The sequence below is a fragment of the Streptomyces sp. NPDC086787 genome (assembly GCF_044745865.1).
In the GTDB taxonomy this organism is placed as follows: domain Bacteria; phylum Actinomycetota; class Actinomycetes; order Streptomycetales; family Streptomycetaceae; genus Streptomyces.
Genome location: NZ_JBIVBC010000009.1, coordinates 18346 through 34005 on the forward strand (window position 1 = coordinate 18346; position 15660 = coordinate 34005).

At 67.9% G+C, this 15660-nt stretch carries 12 protein-coding genes and 4 pseudogenes; 6 read left to right on the forward strand and 10 right to left on the reverse strand.

The features are described 5' to 3' along the window. Nucleotides 1-131 precede the first annotated feature (131 nt). Together ACIPK3_RS21545 and ACIPK3_RS21550 are read right to left on the reverse strand one after the other, a co-directional pair. Nucleotides 132-287: a hypothetical protein gene (locus ACIPK3_RS21545; RefSeq protein ID WP_402571908.1), complete on the reverse strand. Its 156-nt coding sequence runs from the start codon at nucleotides 285-287 to the stop codon at nucleotides 132-134. 321 nt (nucleotides 288-608) lie between these two features. Further along, nucleotides 609-947, reverse strand: coding sequence for a MerR family transcriptional regulator (locus ACIPK3_RS21550; protein ID WP_402571910.1), 339 nt, complete (start codon nucleotides 945-947; stop codon nucleotides 609-611). A 773-nt stretch (nucleotides 948-1720) separates the two neighbouring features. Here ACIPK3_RS21550 and ACIPK3_RS21555 point away from each other — a divergent pair. Further along, nucleotides 1721-3269 (forward strand): annotated as a pseudogene (locus ACIPK3_RS21555) (ISL3 family transposase); the annotation flags it as partial. Between the two features lie 404 nt (nucleotides 3270-3673). On the opposite strand, the gene ACIPK3_RS21560 reads toward ACIPK3_RS21555, so the two are convergent. Both ACIPK3_RS21560 and ACIPK3_RS21565 read right to left on the reverse strand, forming a co-directional pair. Further along, nucleotides 3674-4099: a hypothetical protein gene (locus tag ACIPK3_RS21560; RefSeq protein WP_402571911.1), complete on the reverse strand. Its 426-nt coding sequence runs from the start codon at nucleotides 4097-4099 to the stop codon at nucleotides 3674-3676. A 269-nt stretch (nucleotides 4100-4368) separates the two neighbouring features. Then, nucleotides 4369-4632: a hypothetical protein gene (locus ACIPK3_RS21565; protein WP_402571913.1), complete on the reverse strand. Its 264-nt coding sequence runs from the start codon at nucleotides 4630-4632 to the stop codon at nucleotides 4369-4371. Between the two features lie 268 nt (nucleotides 4633-4900). Between ACIPK3_RS21565 and ACIPK3_RS21570 the strand changes: the two genes are divergently transcribed. Further along, a complete protein-coding gene (locus ACIPK3_RS21570; RefSeq protein WP_402571915.1) occupies nucleotides 4901-5605 on the forward strand; it encodes a VC0807 family protein in 705 nt (234 codons plus the stop codon). A gap of 527 nt (nucleotides 5606-6132) precedes the next feature. On the opposite strand, the pseudogene ACIPK3_RS21575 reads toward ACIPK3_RS21570, so the two are convergent. Continuing rightward, a pseudogene (locus tag ACIPK3_RS21575) lies at nucleotides 6133-6810 on the reverse strand (transposase family protein). Between the two features lie 192 nt (nucleotides 6811-7002). Further along, a complete protein-coding gene (locus ACIPK3_RS21580) occupies nucleotides 7003-7632 on the reverse strand; it encodes a winged helix-turn-helix transcriptional regulator (RefSeq protein ID WP_402571917.1) in 630 nt (209 codons plus the stop codon). Between the two features lie 81 nt (nucleotides 7633-7713). Here ACIPK3_RS21580 and ACIPK3_RS21585 point away from each other — a divergent pair, with 81 nt between their 5' ends. From ACIPK3_RS21585 to ACIPK3_RS21595, 3 genes are read left to right on the forward strand one after another with little or no spacing between them, the layout of a single operon-like run. Continuing rightward, nucleotides 7714-8466, forward strand: a complete 753-nt coding sequence (locus ACIPK3_RS21585) for an MBL fold metallo-hydrolase (protein WP_402571919.1) — start codon at nucleotides 7714-7716, stop codon at nucleotides 8464-8466. A gap of 23 nt (nucleotides 8467-8489) precedes the next feature. Further along, complete coding sequence (locus tag ACIPK3_RS21590; RefSeq protein WP_201883201.1) at nucleotides 8490-9134, forward strand: NAD(P)-dependent oxidoreductase; 645 nt, start codon at nucleotides 8490-8492, stop codon at nucleotides 9132-9134. 3 nt (nucleotides 9135-9137) lie between these two features. Then, nucleotides 9138-10421 (forward strand): multidrug effflux MFS transporter, encoded by a 1284-nt coding sequence (locus ACIPK3_RS21595; protein WP_402571921.1) that lies wholly within the window; start codon nucleotides 9138-9140, stop codon nucleotides 10419-10421. Here ACIPK3_RS21595 and ACIPK3_RS21600 read toward each other — a convergent pair. Next, nucleotides 10409-11188, reverse strand: a pseudogene (locus tag ACIPK3_RS21600) (transposase family protein). The gene ACIPK3_RS21595 and the pseudogene ACIPK3_RS21600 sit on opposite strands and share 13 nt — an antisense overlap. A gap of 604 nt (nucleotides 11189-11792) precedes the next feature. On the opposite strand from ACIPK3_RS21600, the gene ACIPK3_RS21605 reads away from it, so the two are divergent. After that, nucleotides 11793-12167 (forward strand): transposase, encoded by a 375-nt coding sequence (locus ACIPK3_RS21605; RefSeq protein ID WP_402571923.1) that lies wholly within the window; start codon nucleotides 11793-11795, stop codon nucleotides 12165-12167. On the opposite strand, the gene ACIPK3_RS21610 is transcribed toward ACIPK3_RS21605, so the two are convergent. From ACIPK3_RS21610 to ACIPK3_RS21620, 3 genes and pseudogenes are all read right to left on the reverse strand, one after another. Continuing rightward, complete coding sequence (locus ACIPK3_RS21610) at nucleotides 12151-12717, reverse strand: DUF4262 domain-containing protein (RefSeq protein ID WP_402571925.1); 567 nt, start codon at nucleotides 12715-12717, stop codon at nucleotides 12151-12153. The genes ACIPK3_RS21605 and ACIPK3_RS21610 overlap by 17 nt on opposite strands. Nucleotides 12718-12926: 209 nt before the next feature. After that, the gene (locus ACIPK3_RS21615) at nucleotides 12927-14129 is read right to left on the reverse strand and encodes a DUF4241 domain-containing protein (RefSeq protein ID WP_402571927.1); all 1203 of its coding nucleotides are present in this window, start codon (nucleotides 14127-14129) and stop codon (nucleotides 12927-12929) included. Between the two features lie 284 nt (nucleotides 14130-14413). Then, nucleotides 14414-15451: pseudogene (locus ACIPK3_RS21620) on the reverse strand (IS256 family transposase); the annotation flags it as partial. Nucleotides 15452-15660 lie beyond the last annotated feature (209 nt).

Below are 15660 nucleotides of genomic sequence, written 5' to 3' on the forward strand. Positions count from 1 at the left end.
ACTCAGGCGCACCAAGCGGGTCACCGGTTCATTCCGTTAGGAGTTCTTAGTCCGGGTGGCGGCGGGCAGTCGGACGTAGGGGGGACGGGCGAGATTCATCCACCAACCCGGCGAACTTTCCCGTCAGGGCACTAGCCTTTCGGCAGCTCCGCCCATACGCGTGCAGCCATCTGGTCGGCCTCGTCCTGCGGGGTCCCCGCCTGCACCAGAATGATCCCGCGGGACTGGTCCGGGAACGTGACCTCCCGCATCTCGGTACCCAGCGGGCCCATCGGCTCATCCGACATGGTGACCTCCCTTCGACAGATGCCGCCCACCCTAGAGGCACAACACGCAGAAAGACGAGGACCCTCCACCAGAGGGACTACAACTCTGGTGTCACGGACAGCCGGTCATACCCCCGACGACCGTGGGCGAAGGAGGGCAATAACCGTGCGCATGGACGGCTGGGACGACCAACCAGCGCACATAACGTTCAGCCGCCCGCCCCCAAGGGGCCAACATCACGCCCTACCCCACGGCGTCCGCCGACGCGATGCTCACACCGCTCCTCCAAAGGCCGACTCGCCGAGGAGCCGCTCACGTTCGAGAAGGCCGACGTTCTCCGCTCAGGCCCCGTTTGGTGGAATGCCCGGCGCGGCGGCGCGGCGGTATTCGGTGTTGATGCGCTGGGCTTCCTCGAGCTGGTCTTCGAGGATGACGATGCGGCAGGCGGCCTCGATGGGAGTGCCCCGGTCGACGATTTCCCGGGCGCGGGCGGCGATGCGTAGCTGGTAGCGGGAGTAGCGGCGGTGGCCGCCCTCGGAGCGCAGGGGGGTGATCAGACGGTGCTCGCCCAAGGCACGGAGGAAGCCGGGGGTGGTCCCGAGCAACTCGGCGGCACGGCCCATCGTGTAAGCGGGGTAGTCGTCGTCATCGAGACGGCCGAACGAATCGTCTGCTGTCATTACACCTCTCTGTTGAGCACGCCGAGGGGCCCTGGTGCCGTACGGCACCAGGGCCCTGAAGGAACGGTTACACCATCTGCCGGCCCTGACACTGCGCCGGCTCTCTGTTTCCGCCGACCCGACCTGGAAGATGCCGGGAGTACGGGGATCGCGGTTGCTCGACCGGAGACCACCTCACTATCGATGTCCTGCGGTACCCGGACGCAAGGCCCCGTCCGGGCGATCCTGATGGCGCTCGACTCCTCCGTTCTTCCCTCTGGATGAAACACTGCCGAACTTCCCGGTGCGCGCGTCCGCAGCCGACACCTTCACCGAGACACTGCTCGACTTCGCTGCTGCGTACTGCCATTCCGGTACTGCACACGGCGGCCCCTGATCACTGCGGGCTACCCGGTCCGGTCGTCAGCCCCGTCACCGTCCCAACCGCTCTGGCTTCGAAACTCCACCACCGCACCGCCCTGCGGACTGCAACTGCATGCACTACTGCTGTCCGGCATGTCATCTCTGCCGGGCTCACTGATCTCGGCTACAAGAGAAACCGTAACCACACCGACACCCAATGTCTACTCCTTCCGACATAGATTTACGCGTGTCCGACGGCTAGGTATCCAGACCTGCAGGACTGCAAAGCGGGGCGCGGCATGGGAGTGCGGGCACGCGTGTCGCCATCTTCGCGGCTGGGGTGAGTTTGGCGCGGCGGTTGGGGCTGTAGGACGTTCGGCTCTGTCCCGTAGTCGGTGGTGACGCTGCGTCCTCCTCTGCGACGATGAGGCGTGGATGATGGCAACTCGCTTGTCGACGTGGCGTTTTGGGGGTTGTCGGCGCTGGTCGTCGAGGATGTGGCGGCGGCGAAGTGGTCCGGGTGACGGCACGGACTCGGGATGTCCCGGTTCCGTGCCCGGTGTGCGGGGTGCCGACGGGGAAGGTGCACGGGTACCACTGGCAGGCATGCCGGTGGACGGCCGCCGGGTGGTGGTCCGGGTTCGTGTGCGCCGGCTGGTCTGCCCGGTCCGGGGCTGTCCTCGGCAGACGTCCCGGGAGCAGATCCCCGGGCTGCTTCAGCGCCTGCAGCGCCGCACGACGCGTCTGACCAGGCAGCTCTCGCAGGTGGTCAAGGAGTTATGCGGCCGGGCGGCCGCCCGCCTCGCCCGGTCCCTGGCCGTGCCGGTCGCCTACGCCGGCGCCCTGCGTCTGCTCAGGCCGCATCCCCACGCCGCGTCTGCTCAGGCCGCATCCCCACGCCGGCCATGCGGATCCCACGGGTGATCGGGGTCGACGACTTCGCCCTCTAGCGTCGGCACCGCTACGCGACCGTGGTCATCAACGCCGAGACCGGCGAACGCATCGACGTCCTGCCCGACCGCACCTCCCCCACGCTGACCGCCTGGCTGCGCGAACACCCCGGGGCCGAGTACATATGCCGCGACGGCTCCGCTACCTACGGCGAGGCGATCCGCCAGGCCCTGCCCGAAGCGGTGCAGGTCAGCGACAGGTGGCACCTCTGCTCCAACCTGTGCGGGAAGGTACTGGCCGAGGTCCGTTGCCACGCTGCCTGCTGGGCCACCGAGGTGAACCCCGCCCGGCCCGGGGGCGTACGCGAGCAGACCACCCGCGAGCGCTGGCACAAGGTCCACAATCTGCTCGGCCAGCGTGTCGGCCTGCTCGAATGCGCCCGCCGCCTCATATGTCGCCCTGAACACCGTCAAGCCGTACGCCCGCATGAAGGAGCCCACCGGCGACCGCCTCGCGCCCCGCTACAAACCCACGCTCGTCGACCCCTACCGCGACCACCTTCACCGGCGTCGGACCGAGGAACCCGCCGTGCCCGTGACTCACCTCCTGCGCGAGATCAAGGAGCTGGGCTACACCGGCAGTGCGAACCTCCTGGTCCGCTACATCACCCAGGGCCACGCCGAGGGCGAACGGCGGGCCACCACACCGCAGCGCTTCGCCCGCCTCCTCCTCACCCGCCCCGAGAACCTGCGCGATTAGGACACCGCTCCCCTGCGCGAACTCACCAGAGCCTGCCCCTCAATGACCGAACTCGCCCGCCTCACCGGCGAATTCGCAAAGCTCCTGAGCCCAGCAGAAGGCAACGACACCAAGCTCACCGACTGGATCACGTCGGTTCGCGCCGCCGCCCTGCCTCACCTGCACTCCTTCGCAGGCGGTCTCGAGCTCCACCGCGCCGCCGTGGATGCCGGCCTCACTCTGCCCTTCCACAACGGCCGCACCGAGGGCGTCAATACGCGAACCAAACGGATCATGAGGCAGATGCACGGACGCGCCGGATTCGACCTCCTCCGCCACCGCATCCTCCTCCCACAATGGGGACGCAGCGTCACCACCGACTACGGAACAGAGCCGAACGATTTACAGTCCCTTCCTGGATCATCAAGATCCATTGTCAGGGTGTCCACTCCGAGGGCTCAACAACCTGCCGCTCAACGCCCCATCGGCACCGTGGTGCTGGGCTCCGGCTCCCGCAACATCAGCGCCGCCCTCATCAACGGCGAGCCCCGAAGTGGAACGGTCAGGTGCTCGACATCGACCTGCCCACCCTGCGCAGCGAGGTCCGCGCTCACGCGACGCATTCAACACCCCCGCACCTGAGCACCTCTTCATGCCGACGGGCGGCACACCAGGTGGTGTGCCGCCCGTCGGCACGGGTCAGCAGCCCCGTGCCCGGGATGCCGGAACGCCGCCCCGCCGGTACGGCTGCCGGCTCACAGCACGGTGACGGCCGTCAGGTCGGCGGTGACGGACCCGTCGTCGGCACTGAGGTAGAGAGCGACCCTCACCTTGTCGCCCTTGGCGAAGTGAGTGCCGTAGGCCGGGCGCAGGGTCACCTTCGCGTTGTGGTCCTTGTAGTCGCAGACGAGCTTGCTTTCCCTGATGACGCCCATGGCAGTGCCACCGTCGGTGCGATCGGCGTCGAGCGTCGTCGCCTGGGCCACGAGCTCCTGGCCCAGGCCGGGGTCGCAGGAGTAGGTCAGCTTCACCTGCACGTTCGGCTCCGTGAACGACACCTTGTCGATGGCGAGCCCGTTGGCCTTGGCTGCTGCCGAAGGCGCGGCCGCAAGAGTGCCGGCCGCGATCGCCACAGCGGCGAGCGCGGTTCCGGCGATGCGACGCAGTCCGGTCGACTTCATTCGGTCTTCTTCCTTCCCCCTGCGCAGTCATCCATGGTCCGTGATGTGGAGAAGTCTCCAACTAAGTGGCTGACTGCGACAGTTGATCGAATTGCGAGCCTGGATCATACGTGACCATCAGGACAGGACCACGTAGGGCCCGTGGCTCTTCCTCCGGTCCTGGAAGCAAGATCGATTGTCAGCGGTGCGCGAGAGCATCGGAGCGTCGAGTCAGAGAAGCAGGGGGAGCCGTCATGTGAAGCCTCCCCGTGATCTTGGAAACTCGATCCTCATGCGGCGAGGTCGTGTTGGTGCCGCTGTCGGGTCTCGGCTGGGGTGAGGTAGCCGACGACCTTGCGCTTGCGCAGTCGGCGGCGGTTGCAGAAGGTCTCGATGCAGTCGAAGACCTCGGCGCGGGCGGTCGAAGGGGACGCCGTGATGGAGGTCGGAGTCGCCTGGAAGGAGGTGACGCGGCCCCTACTCCAGCGGCCGCGCTCCGTGCCCGAAGCCCCGTCCCGGGCGGGGCTTCGGCGTAGGCCGTGGGGGCAAGCCAAGGAGGGTCGACGACCGCGTATCCAGCGTCGCCTTCAGCTGACCTCGCCTCAGCCACGGCCAGGCGTACGTGTGGCGTTGTTCGAGTAGGGTCTTGTCGATCATGTAACCGACAAGTGAACGGGTGTTGTGGTGATCCCAAGTCTTCAGTCAGTGTTCGACGGCTGAAGCTCCGGATGCCCACCCGGTCTGATCACCGGGTCGGCGTTCCAGCGAACGTGCCATGAAACATCCACGCAATACCGTGTCATCCCCGGGGGAGGAACACCCATGTCTGACCAGACCTCACATCCGCCTGCGCGCAAGGGTTCCGCTGCTGTGCTCGGCTGGCTGCTCAGCATCGGCCTGAACGTGATCGCGCCGATCCTGATCTACAACCAGCTCCAGGCTCATGGCTACAGCGATTTCACCTCCGTCCTGCTCTCCGGCCTTGGCCCGGTACTCGACATCGCCGTCTACCTGGCCTGGCACCGTCGAGCCGACGAGTTCGCAGTCGTTTCGCTGGTCTTCGTCGCGCTCACCGCTGTCATCTCGTTCGTGGGCCCGCACGACGCCAGACTGCTTCTGGCAAAGGACTCCTTCGTCACTGGCCTGTTCGGTCTGCTCTGCCTGGTGACCTTGACAGCGCCTCGCCCGCTGATGTTCTACTTCGGCCGCAAATTCGCCACCGACGGCACAGCGGCACAGGTGGCCTGGTGGAACGGGCTGTGGCAGTTCGAGGGATTCCGCATCGTGCAGCGCAACCTGACCGTGGTCTGGGGCGTGGCGTTCATCGTCGAGGCAGTGCTCCGGATTGCCTTGGTCTACACGCTCCCACACAGCCAGATGGTGACGGTCAACAGCGTCCTGCCGTACGTGGTCACCGGCGCACTGATCTTCTGGACCATCAGCTACAGCAAGCGCGCCCGTTCCAAGGCGAGGACCGCACCGACCACGCAAGCCGCCACCGCACAGTCTGTGGCACCTCCGGCATGATCCATCCGGTTCGAGCAACTCCTCGACAGGCGTTCGCTGTTCCGCGAGCCTCCTGCGCTCTTTAGCGGAGTATGGCGGCATGGGCCCTGTAGGGCGCGCGCGGAGGGGGTACCGGGGCAGCCCCTGCCAGGGACTGCCCAGATCCGCCGCGGACTGCCCTGGTGATGCAGCGGTCCCTGGACACGTGCTCCACTCGAGTACCACCTCCCCATGCTGGACGGGATTCGCCCGCACAAGTTCAAAGTGCCTCTTTCGGTAGCAGGCCCCGCCCGCGCGACCGTTGCGCTGCGCTGCGGCAGCAAGTGCCCAAGCTGGTACTCGATCGATGAAGCACCGATGGCGGGTGCAGCGCACCCACGGTCGCGGTAGGGGCGTCGAAGCGGTTCCGCGCCCGACGCCGGCCAGCGCGTCGGCTGCGGCGTCGAGCGGGAACACGTTCTGGACCAACGTTCGCAGCCGGCCGCCGCGCACCAGGTCGGCGAGGGGCTGCCCAGTATTTCTCCCGGGAGATGAGGGCAGGGCCCTGCTCACGCTCTACCAGTCCCTACGAGCCGTGATGGTCGAGGCCGCCGAGTCCGTCCCCGACACCGACCCCGATCGCGTGGTCGGGCGGGCCAGCGGCCCGGCGAGCACCTCGAACAGTGACCGCACCGGCGCGACCCCCAGCCGCTGGCGAAGGTCCCGCAGGGCCTTCGCGCAGACGTTCTGATGCGGTGACACAGGCTGTTACGGGTCCGGGCGGCGGTCAGGTCGTGTGTCGAGCCCGGCAGCGCGGCCGAGGCCCAGACGAGACGTCCCGCAGCGTCCGCGATGACCTGGACGTTCATACCGTGGCGGCGATGTTTTCCGGAGTAATAGGGCTTCTGATGGTGGACACGGTCGATCGGTAAGGGTGCCGCCGAGGATCGCGTAGGCCAGGAGGCAAATCCAGGTCATGGCTGTCTGCAGGTGCTCGGCGGTCGCCGCGAGCAGGGTGATCGCTTCGCGGACGTAGCGCCAGGCGGTGGCCACCCCGATCTGGAAGCCGGCTGCCAGCCGGGTGAACGTGTCGCCGTTGCGAAGGTGGGCCACGCCAGGAGCGCTTGACGGCCGGGTTTGAGGCGGCGCCAGTGTGATCGGCGTTGCTGGCGATGGGTGCGGATCAGGTCGGCGAGGTGATTCAGCGCTCGGGTGGACAGCGGGATCGCGGCAGGGTAGGACAGCAACGAGGCGCCCGGGAGGGGCATCTTTCTTGGTCGATTGCTTGTCCTACCGGGAGCCTCACCCGACCCCGCGCTCTACCCCGATACGCGCCCTCAGCTGCCCAAAGCCAGTTGAAAAACGCTCAATGGACCGTTTTTGAGGCCGGCGCAGACTCGGTAGAGCTTGAGGTCGCAGTCTCGCGAGCGGCCGGTCGTTCAGCGGGGCAGGATGCGCAGTACTGCCTCGTGTTCGCCGCTGAGCCGCAGGCCTTGCTGTACTGCGGCGCTCAGATCGAGGTCGCCGAGCAGGGTCGCGGCCAGCAGGTGCGGCGGTCCGGTCAGGGACGCGGTGGGGTGGTCGACCCGGCCGGCGTGGGTGTGCACCGAGCCGTCCTTGACTTCGATGACCAGGTCTTCGTTGCCGTCGGCGTGCAATTGCAGGGCGATTGCCGGCTGGTCGGGGCGGTGGTCGGTCAGTGCCCGGGCGGGCATGTCCAGCCAGTGGGTACGGAAGGTGTCGCTGCCGGCCGGCTCACGCAACAGCGGAATTCCCCATCGGCTCAGTTCCTTCAGCACCGGCTCCAGCGCGCGGCCACGCTCGGTGAGGGAGAACAGGGTGGTGGCCACCGGCGGCGGGGCGGCCTCGCGGTGGATCAGGCCGGCTTCCTCGAGTTCGCGGAGCCGGTCGACCAGCAGGTTGCTGGCGATCCCGGGCAGCCCGTTGCGCAGGTCGGTGTGCCGGCAAGGACCAAGGGCGAGTAGTTCGCGGACGATCAGCAGGGTCCATCGGTCGCCGATGGTGTCCAGTGCTTTCGCGATGCCGCAGTACTGCCCGTAGGTGCGCATGCCACCACCCTACATTGTGACGTTGAGATTCGAAACTCCCTTGTTGACTTTCTCAACAACGTCGGTCTAGCGTCGCTGCCCATGACCACCACCCTTTCCGTGCGTCGGCTGGCCTGGGCCGGCGTCGAGATCCGTCTCGGCGACACCCGCCTGCTGATCGACCCGCTCGAGAACGTCGCTCCGCTGGCACCGGTGATGGGACCGCCGCACCGGCCGGTCGACCCGGTCGACACCCCGCCCGGCACCCACGCCCTCATCACCCACCTGCACCCCGACCACTACGACCACGACCTGATCGCCCGGATCGCGGCCACCGGCACGATCGGCTGCCACACCCCGAGCGCGGCCGCGCTGCGCGAGGCGGGCATCACCCCCGTTGCCCAGGACCTGGGCCAGTCACGGCGCATCGGAAAGCTGACCGTCACCCCGGTGACCTCGCTGGACTGGCGCGGCAACGACTGTGACCAGGTCGCCTGGGTCGTCGAAGGCAACGGCCGGCGGGTCATCCACTGCGGCGACACCCAGTGGCACGGCAGCTGGTGGCAGATCGCCCGCGACCACGGCCCGTTCGACGTCGCGTTCGTCCCGGTCAACGGCGTCATCGCCCACTTCGAGGGCTACGCGTCCAACGTCCCGGCGACCATGACCCCCGAGCAGGGCGTCGAGGCCGCCGTCGCACTCGGCGCCGGCACCGTCTGCGCCATGCACTACGGCCTGTTCCACAACCCGCCGTTCTACACCGAACAACCCGACATCGAGCAGCGCTTTCAGCACGCCGCCGACGAGCGGGGCATCACCGCGGCCATCATCGCCGACGGCCAGCCCGTCCTCTGACCATCAGAAACAAGGAGCAACACATGAAGATCGTCCTGTTCGGTGCCAGCGGCAACATCGGTCGGCCCACCACCGAGGAATTGCTGCGGCGCGGCCACACCGTCACCGCGGTCACCCGAGCCGGCCACGTCGACGGCCTCGAGCACAAGGCCCTGACCGTGACCACCGGTGACGTCACCGACCCCGCGGCGGTCGCCGGCCTCGCCGCCTCCCACGACGCCGTGCTCTCGGCCGTCGGCCCCCGGATCGGCCAGGAAAGCGACCGCGCCACGATCGTCGGTGCCGCCCGTGCGCTGATCGACGGACTCCGCCGAGCCGGCGTCACCCGCCTGGTCACCATCGGCGGTGCCGGTAGCCTGCGCACGCCGACCGGCGCCCGGGTCATGGACGACCCGGACTTCCCCGCGCTGTGGAAGGCCAACGCCCAGGCCCAGTCCGAAGCGCTCGACCTCTACCGCGGCGTGCACGACCTCGACTGGACGTACGTGTCGCCCGCCGCGGTCATCGGAGCGGGCGAGCGGACCGGGGCCTACCGCAGCGCCGGGGACACCCTGCTCACCGACGACGACGGCAACAGCCGCATCTCGTACGCCGACTACGCGATCGCCTTGGCCGACACGATCGAGAGCGGCACCGCCATCCGCCGGCGCATCACCGTGGCGTACTGAGCCATGAGCAACGACGCCGCCGGCCGGCACACCCGATTCATCGTCCTGCTCGCAGCGCTCGTGGCCCTGGGACCACTGTCCATCGACGGCTACCTGCCCGGACTGCCGGATCTCGCCGGCGACCTGCGCGCCAGCGCCGCGGCCACCCAGCTCACCATCACCGCCTGCCTGGCCGGGCTGGCCATCGGGCAGCTGATCGCCGGGCCGCTGAGCGACACCTACGGCCGGCGGCGTCCGTTGCTGGCGGGCCTCGCCCTCTACACGATCGCCAGCGCGCTCTGCGCGGTGGCGCCCGACGTCCGGACCCTAGTCGGCCTACGCCTGGTCCAGGGCATCGGCGGGGCGTTCGGCATCGTCATCGCCAACGCCATGGTCCGCGACCGCACCTCCGGAACCCGCACCGCACGTCTCTTCTCCGCACTGACCTTGATCACCGGCCTGGCGCCGGTGTTCGCGCCGGTCCTCGGCGGCCAGCTACTGCGCGTCACAGCCTGGCCTGGAATCTTCGTGGCCCTGGCCGTACTCGGCGCCGTGATGCTAGCGGCCTCCGCCGCAGGACTGCCGGAGACCCGGCCCTCCGCGTCACGCCAGCCGCTGCCGGCCGTCGTCGGGCAGCTGCTCAGCGACCGGGTCTTCACCGGTTACGTCCTGGCCAACGGCCTGGTCTTCGCGGCGATGTTCGCCTACATCTCCGGCTCGCCGTTCGTCCTGCAGGAAATCCACGGCCTGTCACCGCAGCAGTACAGCGCCGTGTTCGCCGTCAACGCCGCCGGACTCATTGTGGCCGCCCAGATCAGCGGCCGGCTGGTGGCCCGGGCCGGCGCCCGCGTGCTGCTGCTCGCCGGTCTGCTGGGCGCGACAGCCGGTGGCACCACGGTCCTGGGCGCGGTGCTGACACGGGCACCCCTGCCCGTGCTCCTGATCGGCCTGTTCGTCCTGGTCTCCAGCGTGGGCCTGGTCATGCCGAACGCCACGGCCCAGGCCCTGGCCGACCACGGCGGACACGCCGGGTCGGCCGCCGCTCTGCTCGGCTTCAGCCAGTTCATGTTCGGCGGGGCACTTGCTCCGCTGGCCGGCGCGGGTGGCGCCACCGACGCCTTGCCGATGGGAATCATCGTCGCCGTGCTGCCGGCGCTCGCTCTGCTCACACTCGGCGTCCTCACCCGGCCGATGCCCGGTGAGCGCACTCGCAGGCCGGCTCGCCGAGGACCTGCCGGGCACCGGCGACCGCGCCGGCACATCGATCGCAGACGAGCCGCATCCAGTGAGCCGTTTCATCCTTCGTAGCGCGGTGACTCGACATGGTGCAGGACGAGGATGGCCTGCACGATTGCGGTGGCTCGGCGCGGGCAGCAGCGCAGCTTGACCAGGATTCTCCAGGTTTTGAGGGTAGCGATGGCCCGTTCGCCGCGAGCGCGGATCTTCGCGTGGGCGCGGTTGACGGCCTTCTGCCGCCGGGACAGCTTGAGCCTGAATCGACGTCGTTTGAACGGCGTGCGGACGCTTCCGCGGGCGCCTTGGTACTCCTTGTCGGCGAAGGTCATCACCTTCTCGCTGGTCAGCGCGTCGATGATGCCGTGGGCCCGGGCGGCGGTAGATCATGCGCCGAGCCGGGTAGTGCCGGTGATGCCCAGACAAGCCGCCGGCGGCGTCCGCGATACCTGCACGTTCACGCCGTGCCGTTTGTGTTTGCCGGAGTAGTACGGCTTCTGGTCGGCGACCCGGTCGATCGAGTTCAGCGTGCCGTCCAGGATCGCGTACGCCAGCTGCCGGATGCGCCGCGTGGCGGTGTCCAGGCCGTCGGCGGCTGTGCTGAGTAGGGAGATGGCTTCCTGAACGTAGCGCCAGGCGGTGGCGACGCCGATCTGGAAGCCGGCCGCGAGGCGGGTGTAGGTGTCACCGATGCGCAGGTGGGCCAGGGCGAGCAGGGCTCGGCGACCGGGCTCGAGGCGCCGCCAGCGGGACCGGCGCTGCTGGCGGTGGCCGCGGATGCGGTCGGCGAGGTGGTTCAGGGTCCGGCTGGACAGCGGAATCGTGGCGGGGCAGGACAGCATGGCGAGGCTCCCGATCGGGGTTTCGAGTCTGGGTCGACAGCTGTCCTATCCGGAGCCTCGCACCCCTCAATCATCGGGTCCGCCACACCACCCTGAGCTGCAACATCAGGGACTCGGCCGGGCCGTGGAGACTTGCGTCGCCGCGCATCGCGACTGCTTGCGCAACCAGAGGCCCAGCAGCCTCCTGTCACAGGACACTCGACCGGCTTCGGATCGGCCGCAGACCGACGCGGAGCCCGTCGGTCGGCGGGCCGAGCGCAAGAAGGCCGCACACGCCCTGGTCCACGGGATGCTCGCTCAGGGGCACTCACGTCGGGCGATCGCCAGGCACCTGAGCTGGGGTCTCAACACCGTGCTCCGATACACGAACGCCGCACGCTGACAGGACACCATCCGCGAGAACCGGCCCCGGTCCAGCAGGTTGGACCCTTGCAAGCCCTACCTGGAACGGCGATTCGCCGAGGGATGCACCAGCGTCACGCGACTGCACAGCGAGCTGGTCGCCGAGCAAGCTCCCGTCACCTATGGCATGGTCCGAGCGCACATCGCCACCTTGCGAGGGGCTCCGTCCGCCGCACCGCCGCGGTCGCCGACGGTACGGCAGGTGACCGGCCGGCTCACCCGCCACCCCACCGCCCTGAGCGAGGAGGACCGCGTCGGCCTGAAGGACGTCCTGGCCCGCTGTCCCGAATTGGAAACGGCCGCCGGACACGATCGCGAGTTTGGTGAGATACTCACCGGCCGCCTCGGCGCCACGCTCCCTGCATGGATCGACGCTGTCGACGCCAGCCAGATGCCCGGGCTCACCGGCTTCGCACGCCACCTGCTCCGCGACCTCGACGCCGTGACCGCCGGCCTCACCCTGGAATGGAGCTCGGGCAGCATCGAAGGCGCCGTGAACCGCATCAAAAAGATCAAGAGACAGCTCTATGGCCGAGCCGGATTCGAACCCCTATGCAAGATCATCTTGCTTCAGTAGTGCATCGCCCGGTGTCGGCTCGCTGCTTCCCAGCCAAGAGATCAGAGTTCGATCGTCCAGATCCCGACAGGATGGCCACTCGGGGCAGCCACAACTGAGGCTGTGACTCACGATGCCTCTCGCCAGCCTGCTTATCCCAGTGGAAACGGCCCTCGGCACCAGGCCACGCGACTTGCAGCATGGGGAGAGGCGGCCGCCGGTAGAACCCGATGGCCTGCCCGAAGAAGGTCCGGTACCAGCCGCGATCAACCTGCCTGAGCGCGACACGATGCCCGACGACAACATCAGAATGGCTCTGGCCGTCCGCCAATGCTTCGCCCGCGGCGGACTTCTCTCCGAGAGTGTTGAGCATGCGGTGCATGGCGTGGACATCGAGCCCGAACATGGCGAGTTCAGGCCCGCCATGAGTGTGCGCGAGACCGATCGTGGGTGTCCGTCGTCGGCCGAGCGATTGGGCTGACGCCGATCCCACCGAAGGCGGCTCCCGTGTGCGGGAACTTCTGCGTATCTGTGCGGGATACACGCCCTGCTGGACTTGCTGGCCCACCATGCCGGTGTATTACGTCGGTGGCCCCATCGCCCATGTGCATCGACGCGTAGTACCGCTGGCGAGCTTCCTTGACGTCTTCCGGGAAGGCGTCCACCAGGCCGAAGTCGGTGCTCGAGTTGTCGAGCTTCTCAATCGCCTTGTGCACTCTGGAGGTTCGTCGTGGTCTCGGTTTCGGGCAGTGCGGCCTCGCGCCGGTGGTCGGCAGCGCCCTACTCTCGCCCGTCGGCGGAATGGAGCTGGAAGTCGACGACGACGCAACCAACCTGTCCGTCATCGGTGCGGCCGATCCAGACGGGATAGGCCCCGTCGCCCTGGCCGGCGCGGAAGGCAATGAGGTTCGGCTCGGAACTCGTGCCGGGCAGTTCGACGCTGAATTGGCTGTCGAGGGGTACGAACAGGTCCTCGTCCAGCTGGTCTTCGATCACCGTCCGAGTCGCATCCATGAAAGCCGCTGTGCCGGTATCCACGCCGACCCCGTAGAACTGGCCCTCACCGAGCAGCCCTAGGTCCTCGTCGGGCCGGAGGGCCATTTCCCACTCGCGGGGCGGGGTGTCCAGGAACGCCACCCTGGCCGCGGCGACTCCGGCCCCGCGTGCCGTGCGCAATAGCGATAGCGTGACCGGGAACTCGCCCAGTGGCACAGCGACGGTCCGCGGGTCTCCGACCCAGCCGGGGTCCGAGACCGCCAGCTGCCCTGAAGTGATCCGCAGCAGACCGGCCTCAACGGGCTCGACGACGGCCGGCCCGTCCGGAGTGTCGCACGCGCCCGGATTGAACAGTTGCTCGATTCCGGTCGCGCGCAGAGGTCCTGATCCTTCGTCCACCGACACGTCGTTCAGGACTACGGTCGTGGCGGGCTCGTGTCCCTGCTGGGCGAGGAACGGCGCAAACACCTGCCAGTCGCCGAATTCCGGTACGGGACATTGGAAGTCCTCGACGGGCGCCGCGAACCGCCGCACGGGGGCGCTCGACGGGCCGGATGTTCGAGCGTGCAGTGGCTCCGTCGACGCTCCCCTCGGCCCGGCGAACTCGGACCTGACCTCGACCTGCCCGTCGGCCGAGACGGTCGTGGTCTCCTGGACATCCCACTTACCGGACGAGTGCTCCTGCTCGCTGGAGAACTGCCATCGGGTGTTCCGCTCAGCCAGCAACATCCCCGTGCTGTGCGGCTTGAGGTCGATCATTTGCATGCACCAGGACCTGTCGTCGAACAGATACACACGCCACATCCGGCGCGGCCAGTATTCGACCAGTGCCAGCGGTCGCTCCCGCGCGGACAGCAGAACCGCGTAGTCCATCCCGGCAGCATGCTTGCGTGCCGCGAGCGCGCTCGACATCGGGTCCGGATGAGTCATTCCCCGATAGGAACCCCACATCTCGCCGTACGACACATCAAGACTGTCGAAGATCACAGCCGCACATCTCCCCCCGTGGCACCAGCCACCCCGAGCAGTGGCGCTCGACGGGTGACCCCTGCCGCAACGCCCTGCCCTTCCGAAGCTTCGTTGTGCCGCAGTCTGCCACTGGGGTGTGACACAGAGGATTGTGGGAGGCCCGCAACCTGGGGTTACCGACGAAATGAGCCGCCCCAGGTGACGCAACACAGTCGGTTCGGCGGCCCACATCGGTGATACGTGCGTTCGCGTCAGCGCCGACGGGGGTGTCCAATCAACGGCTGATCTTGGTTGGTTGAGGGTCAGTGGCCGGCGGTGGGGGTGAGTCGTCCTTCGAAGGCGATCTGGAAGGCGTTCAGCGGTGCCTTCCAGCGCATGGTCCAGCGGCGCCGTCCCTTGCCGGTCGGGTCGAGGCTCATCAGCGCCATATAGACACACTTCAACCCGGCGGCCTCCGTGGGGAAGTGGCCGCGGGCCCTCACGGCCTTGCGGATCTCGACGTCGAAGGAGAGGAAAGGCACCATCTCGGCCCAGGCGTCGGACCACAGCTTGACCACGGCCCGATACTTGGCGCCCCACTTCTCGGAGAACTCCAGGAACCGCTCGGTCGCAGCGGCCTCGCTACGGGCGGTGTAGACGGGGCGAAGGTCCTTGGCGAGCTTGTCCCGGTCCTGGTGGGCGCAGTAACAAATGCTGTTGCGAATCAAGTGAACGATGCACGTCTGGACGACCGTGCGGGGCCAGACCGTCTCGACCGCGTCGGGCAGGCCCTTCAGACCGTCGCATACGAGCATCAGGACGTCTTCAACTCCGCGATTCTTGAGCTCCGTGAAGACCTGGAGCCAGTGCTTGGCGCCCTCGCCGCCGTCACCGGCCCAGATCCCCAGAATGTCGCGGATGCCCTCGACCGTGACCACCATAGCCACATAGATGGGACGGTAGGCGACCTTGCCATCGCGAATCTTTACGTTGACGGCGTCCACGAAGACGACCGGATAGACGCGGTCCAGCGGACGGGCCTGCCATTCCGCCATGCCCTCCATCACCTTGTCCGTGATCGTGGTGATGGTCTGCTTGGACACCTCCGCTCCGTACACCTCGGCCGGATGAGCCGATATCTCCCCGTGGACGAGGCCCTTCGCGGACAGCGAGAGCACCATCTCGTCGACACCGGTCAGCCGCCGCTGCCGCTTGCGGACGATCTGCGGGTCGAAGGTGCCAGCCACGTCCCTGGGCACCTTCACCTCGACCGGGCCGACGTCGGTCAGCACCGTCTTCGACCGAGTGCCGTTCCGGCTGTTGCCGCCGCCCCGGCCCGCCGCATCGCGCTTGTCATAGCCTGTGAGAGGTCTTCCGCGGCCCGGGATGGGTCGCTGTCAGGCTCGGCGCTCGTGATCCGGCATGACTCGAAACATAACTGGCGTCCCGTCAGGGACTGCGGGGAGCGGGAAGCAAGGTCAGGGAGCGATGGGTTGACAAAGGGCTGCCCATTTCGTCGTGGCCATCTGGGTCCAGCCATGATCGGTCCTGCCGCCCTCGCGGGCGGCGG

Coding starts and splice junctions, on each gene's coding strand:
- ACIPK3_RS21570 (WP_402571915.1), top strand. CDS start 4,901: ATGTCTGACCAGACCTCACATCCGCCTGCGCGCAAGGGTTCCGCTGCT.
- ACIPK3_RS21560 (WP_402571911.1), bottom strand. CDS start 4,099: ATGAAGTCGACCGGACTGCGTCGCATCGCCGGAACCGCGCTCGCCGCT.
- ACIPK3_RS21610 (WP_402571925.1), bottom strand. CDS start 12,717: ATGGTGGGCCAGCAAGTCCAGCAGGGCGTGTATCCCGCACAGATACGC.
- ACIPK3_RS21545 (WP_402571908.1), bottom strand. CDS start 287: ATGTCGGATGAGCCGATGGGCCCGCTGGGTACCGAGATGCGGGAGGTC.
- ACIPK3_RS21590 (WP_201883201.1), top strand. CDS start 8,490: ATGAAGATCGTCCTGTTCGGTGCCAGCGGCAACATCGGTCGGCCCACC.
- ACIPK3_RS21580 (WP_402571917.1), bottom strand. CDS start 7,632: ATGCGCACCTACGGGCAGTACTGCGGCATCGCGAAAGCACTGGACACC.
- ACIPK3_RS21585 (WP_402571919.1), top strand. CDS start 7,714: ATGACCACCACCCTTTCCGTGCGTCGGCTGGCCTGGGCCGGCGTCGAG.
- ACIPK3_RS21550 (WP_402571910.1), bottom strand. CDS start 947: ATGACAGCAGACGATTCGTTCGGCCGTCTCGATGACGACGACTACCCC.
- ACIPK3_RS21595 (WP_402571921.1), top strand. CDS start 9,138: ATGAGCAACGACGCCGCCGGCCGGCACACCCGATTCATCGTCCTGCTC.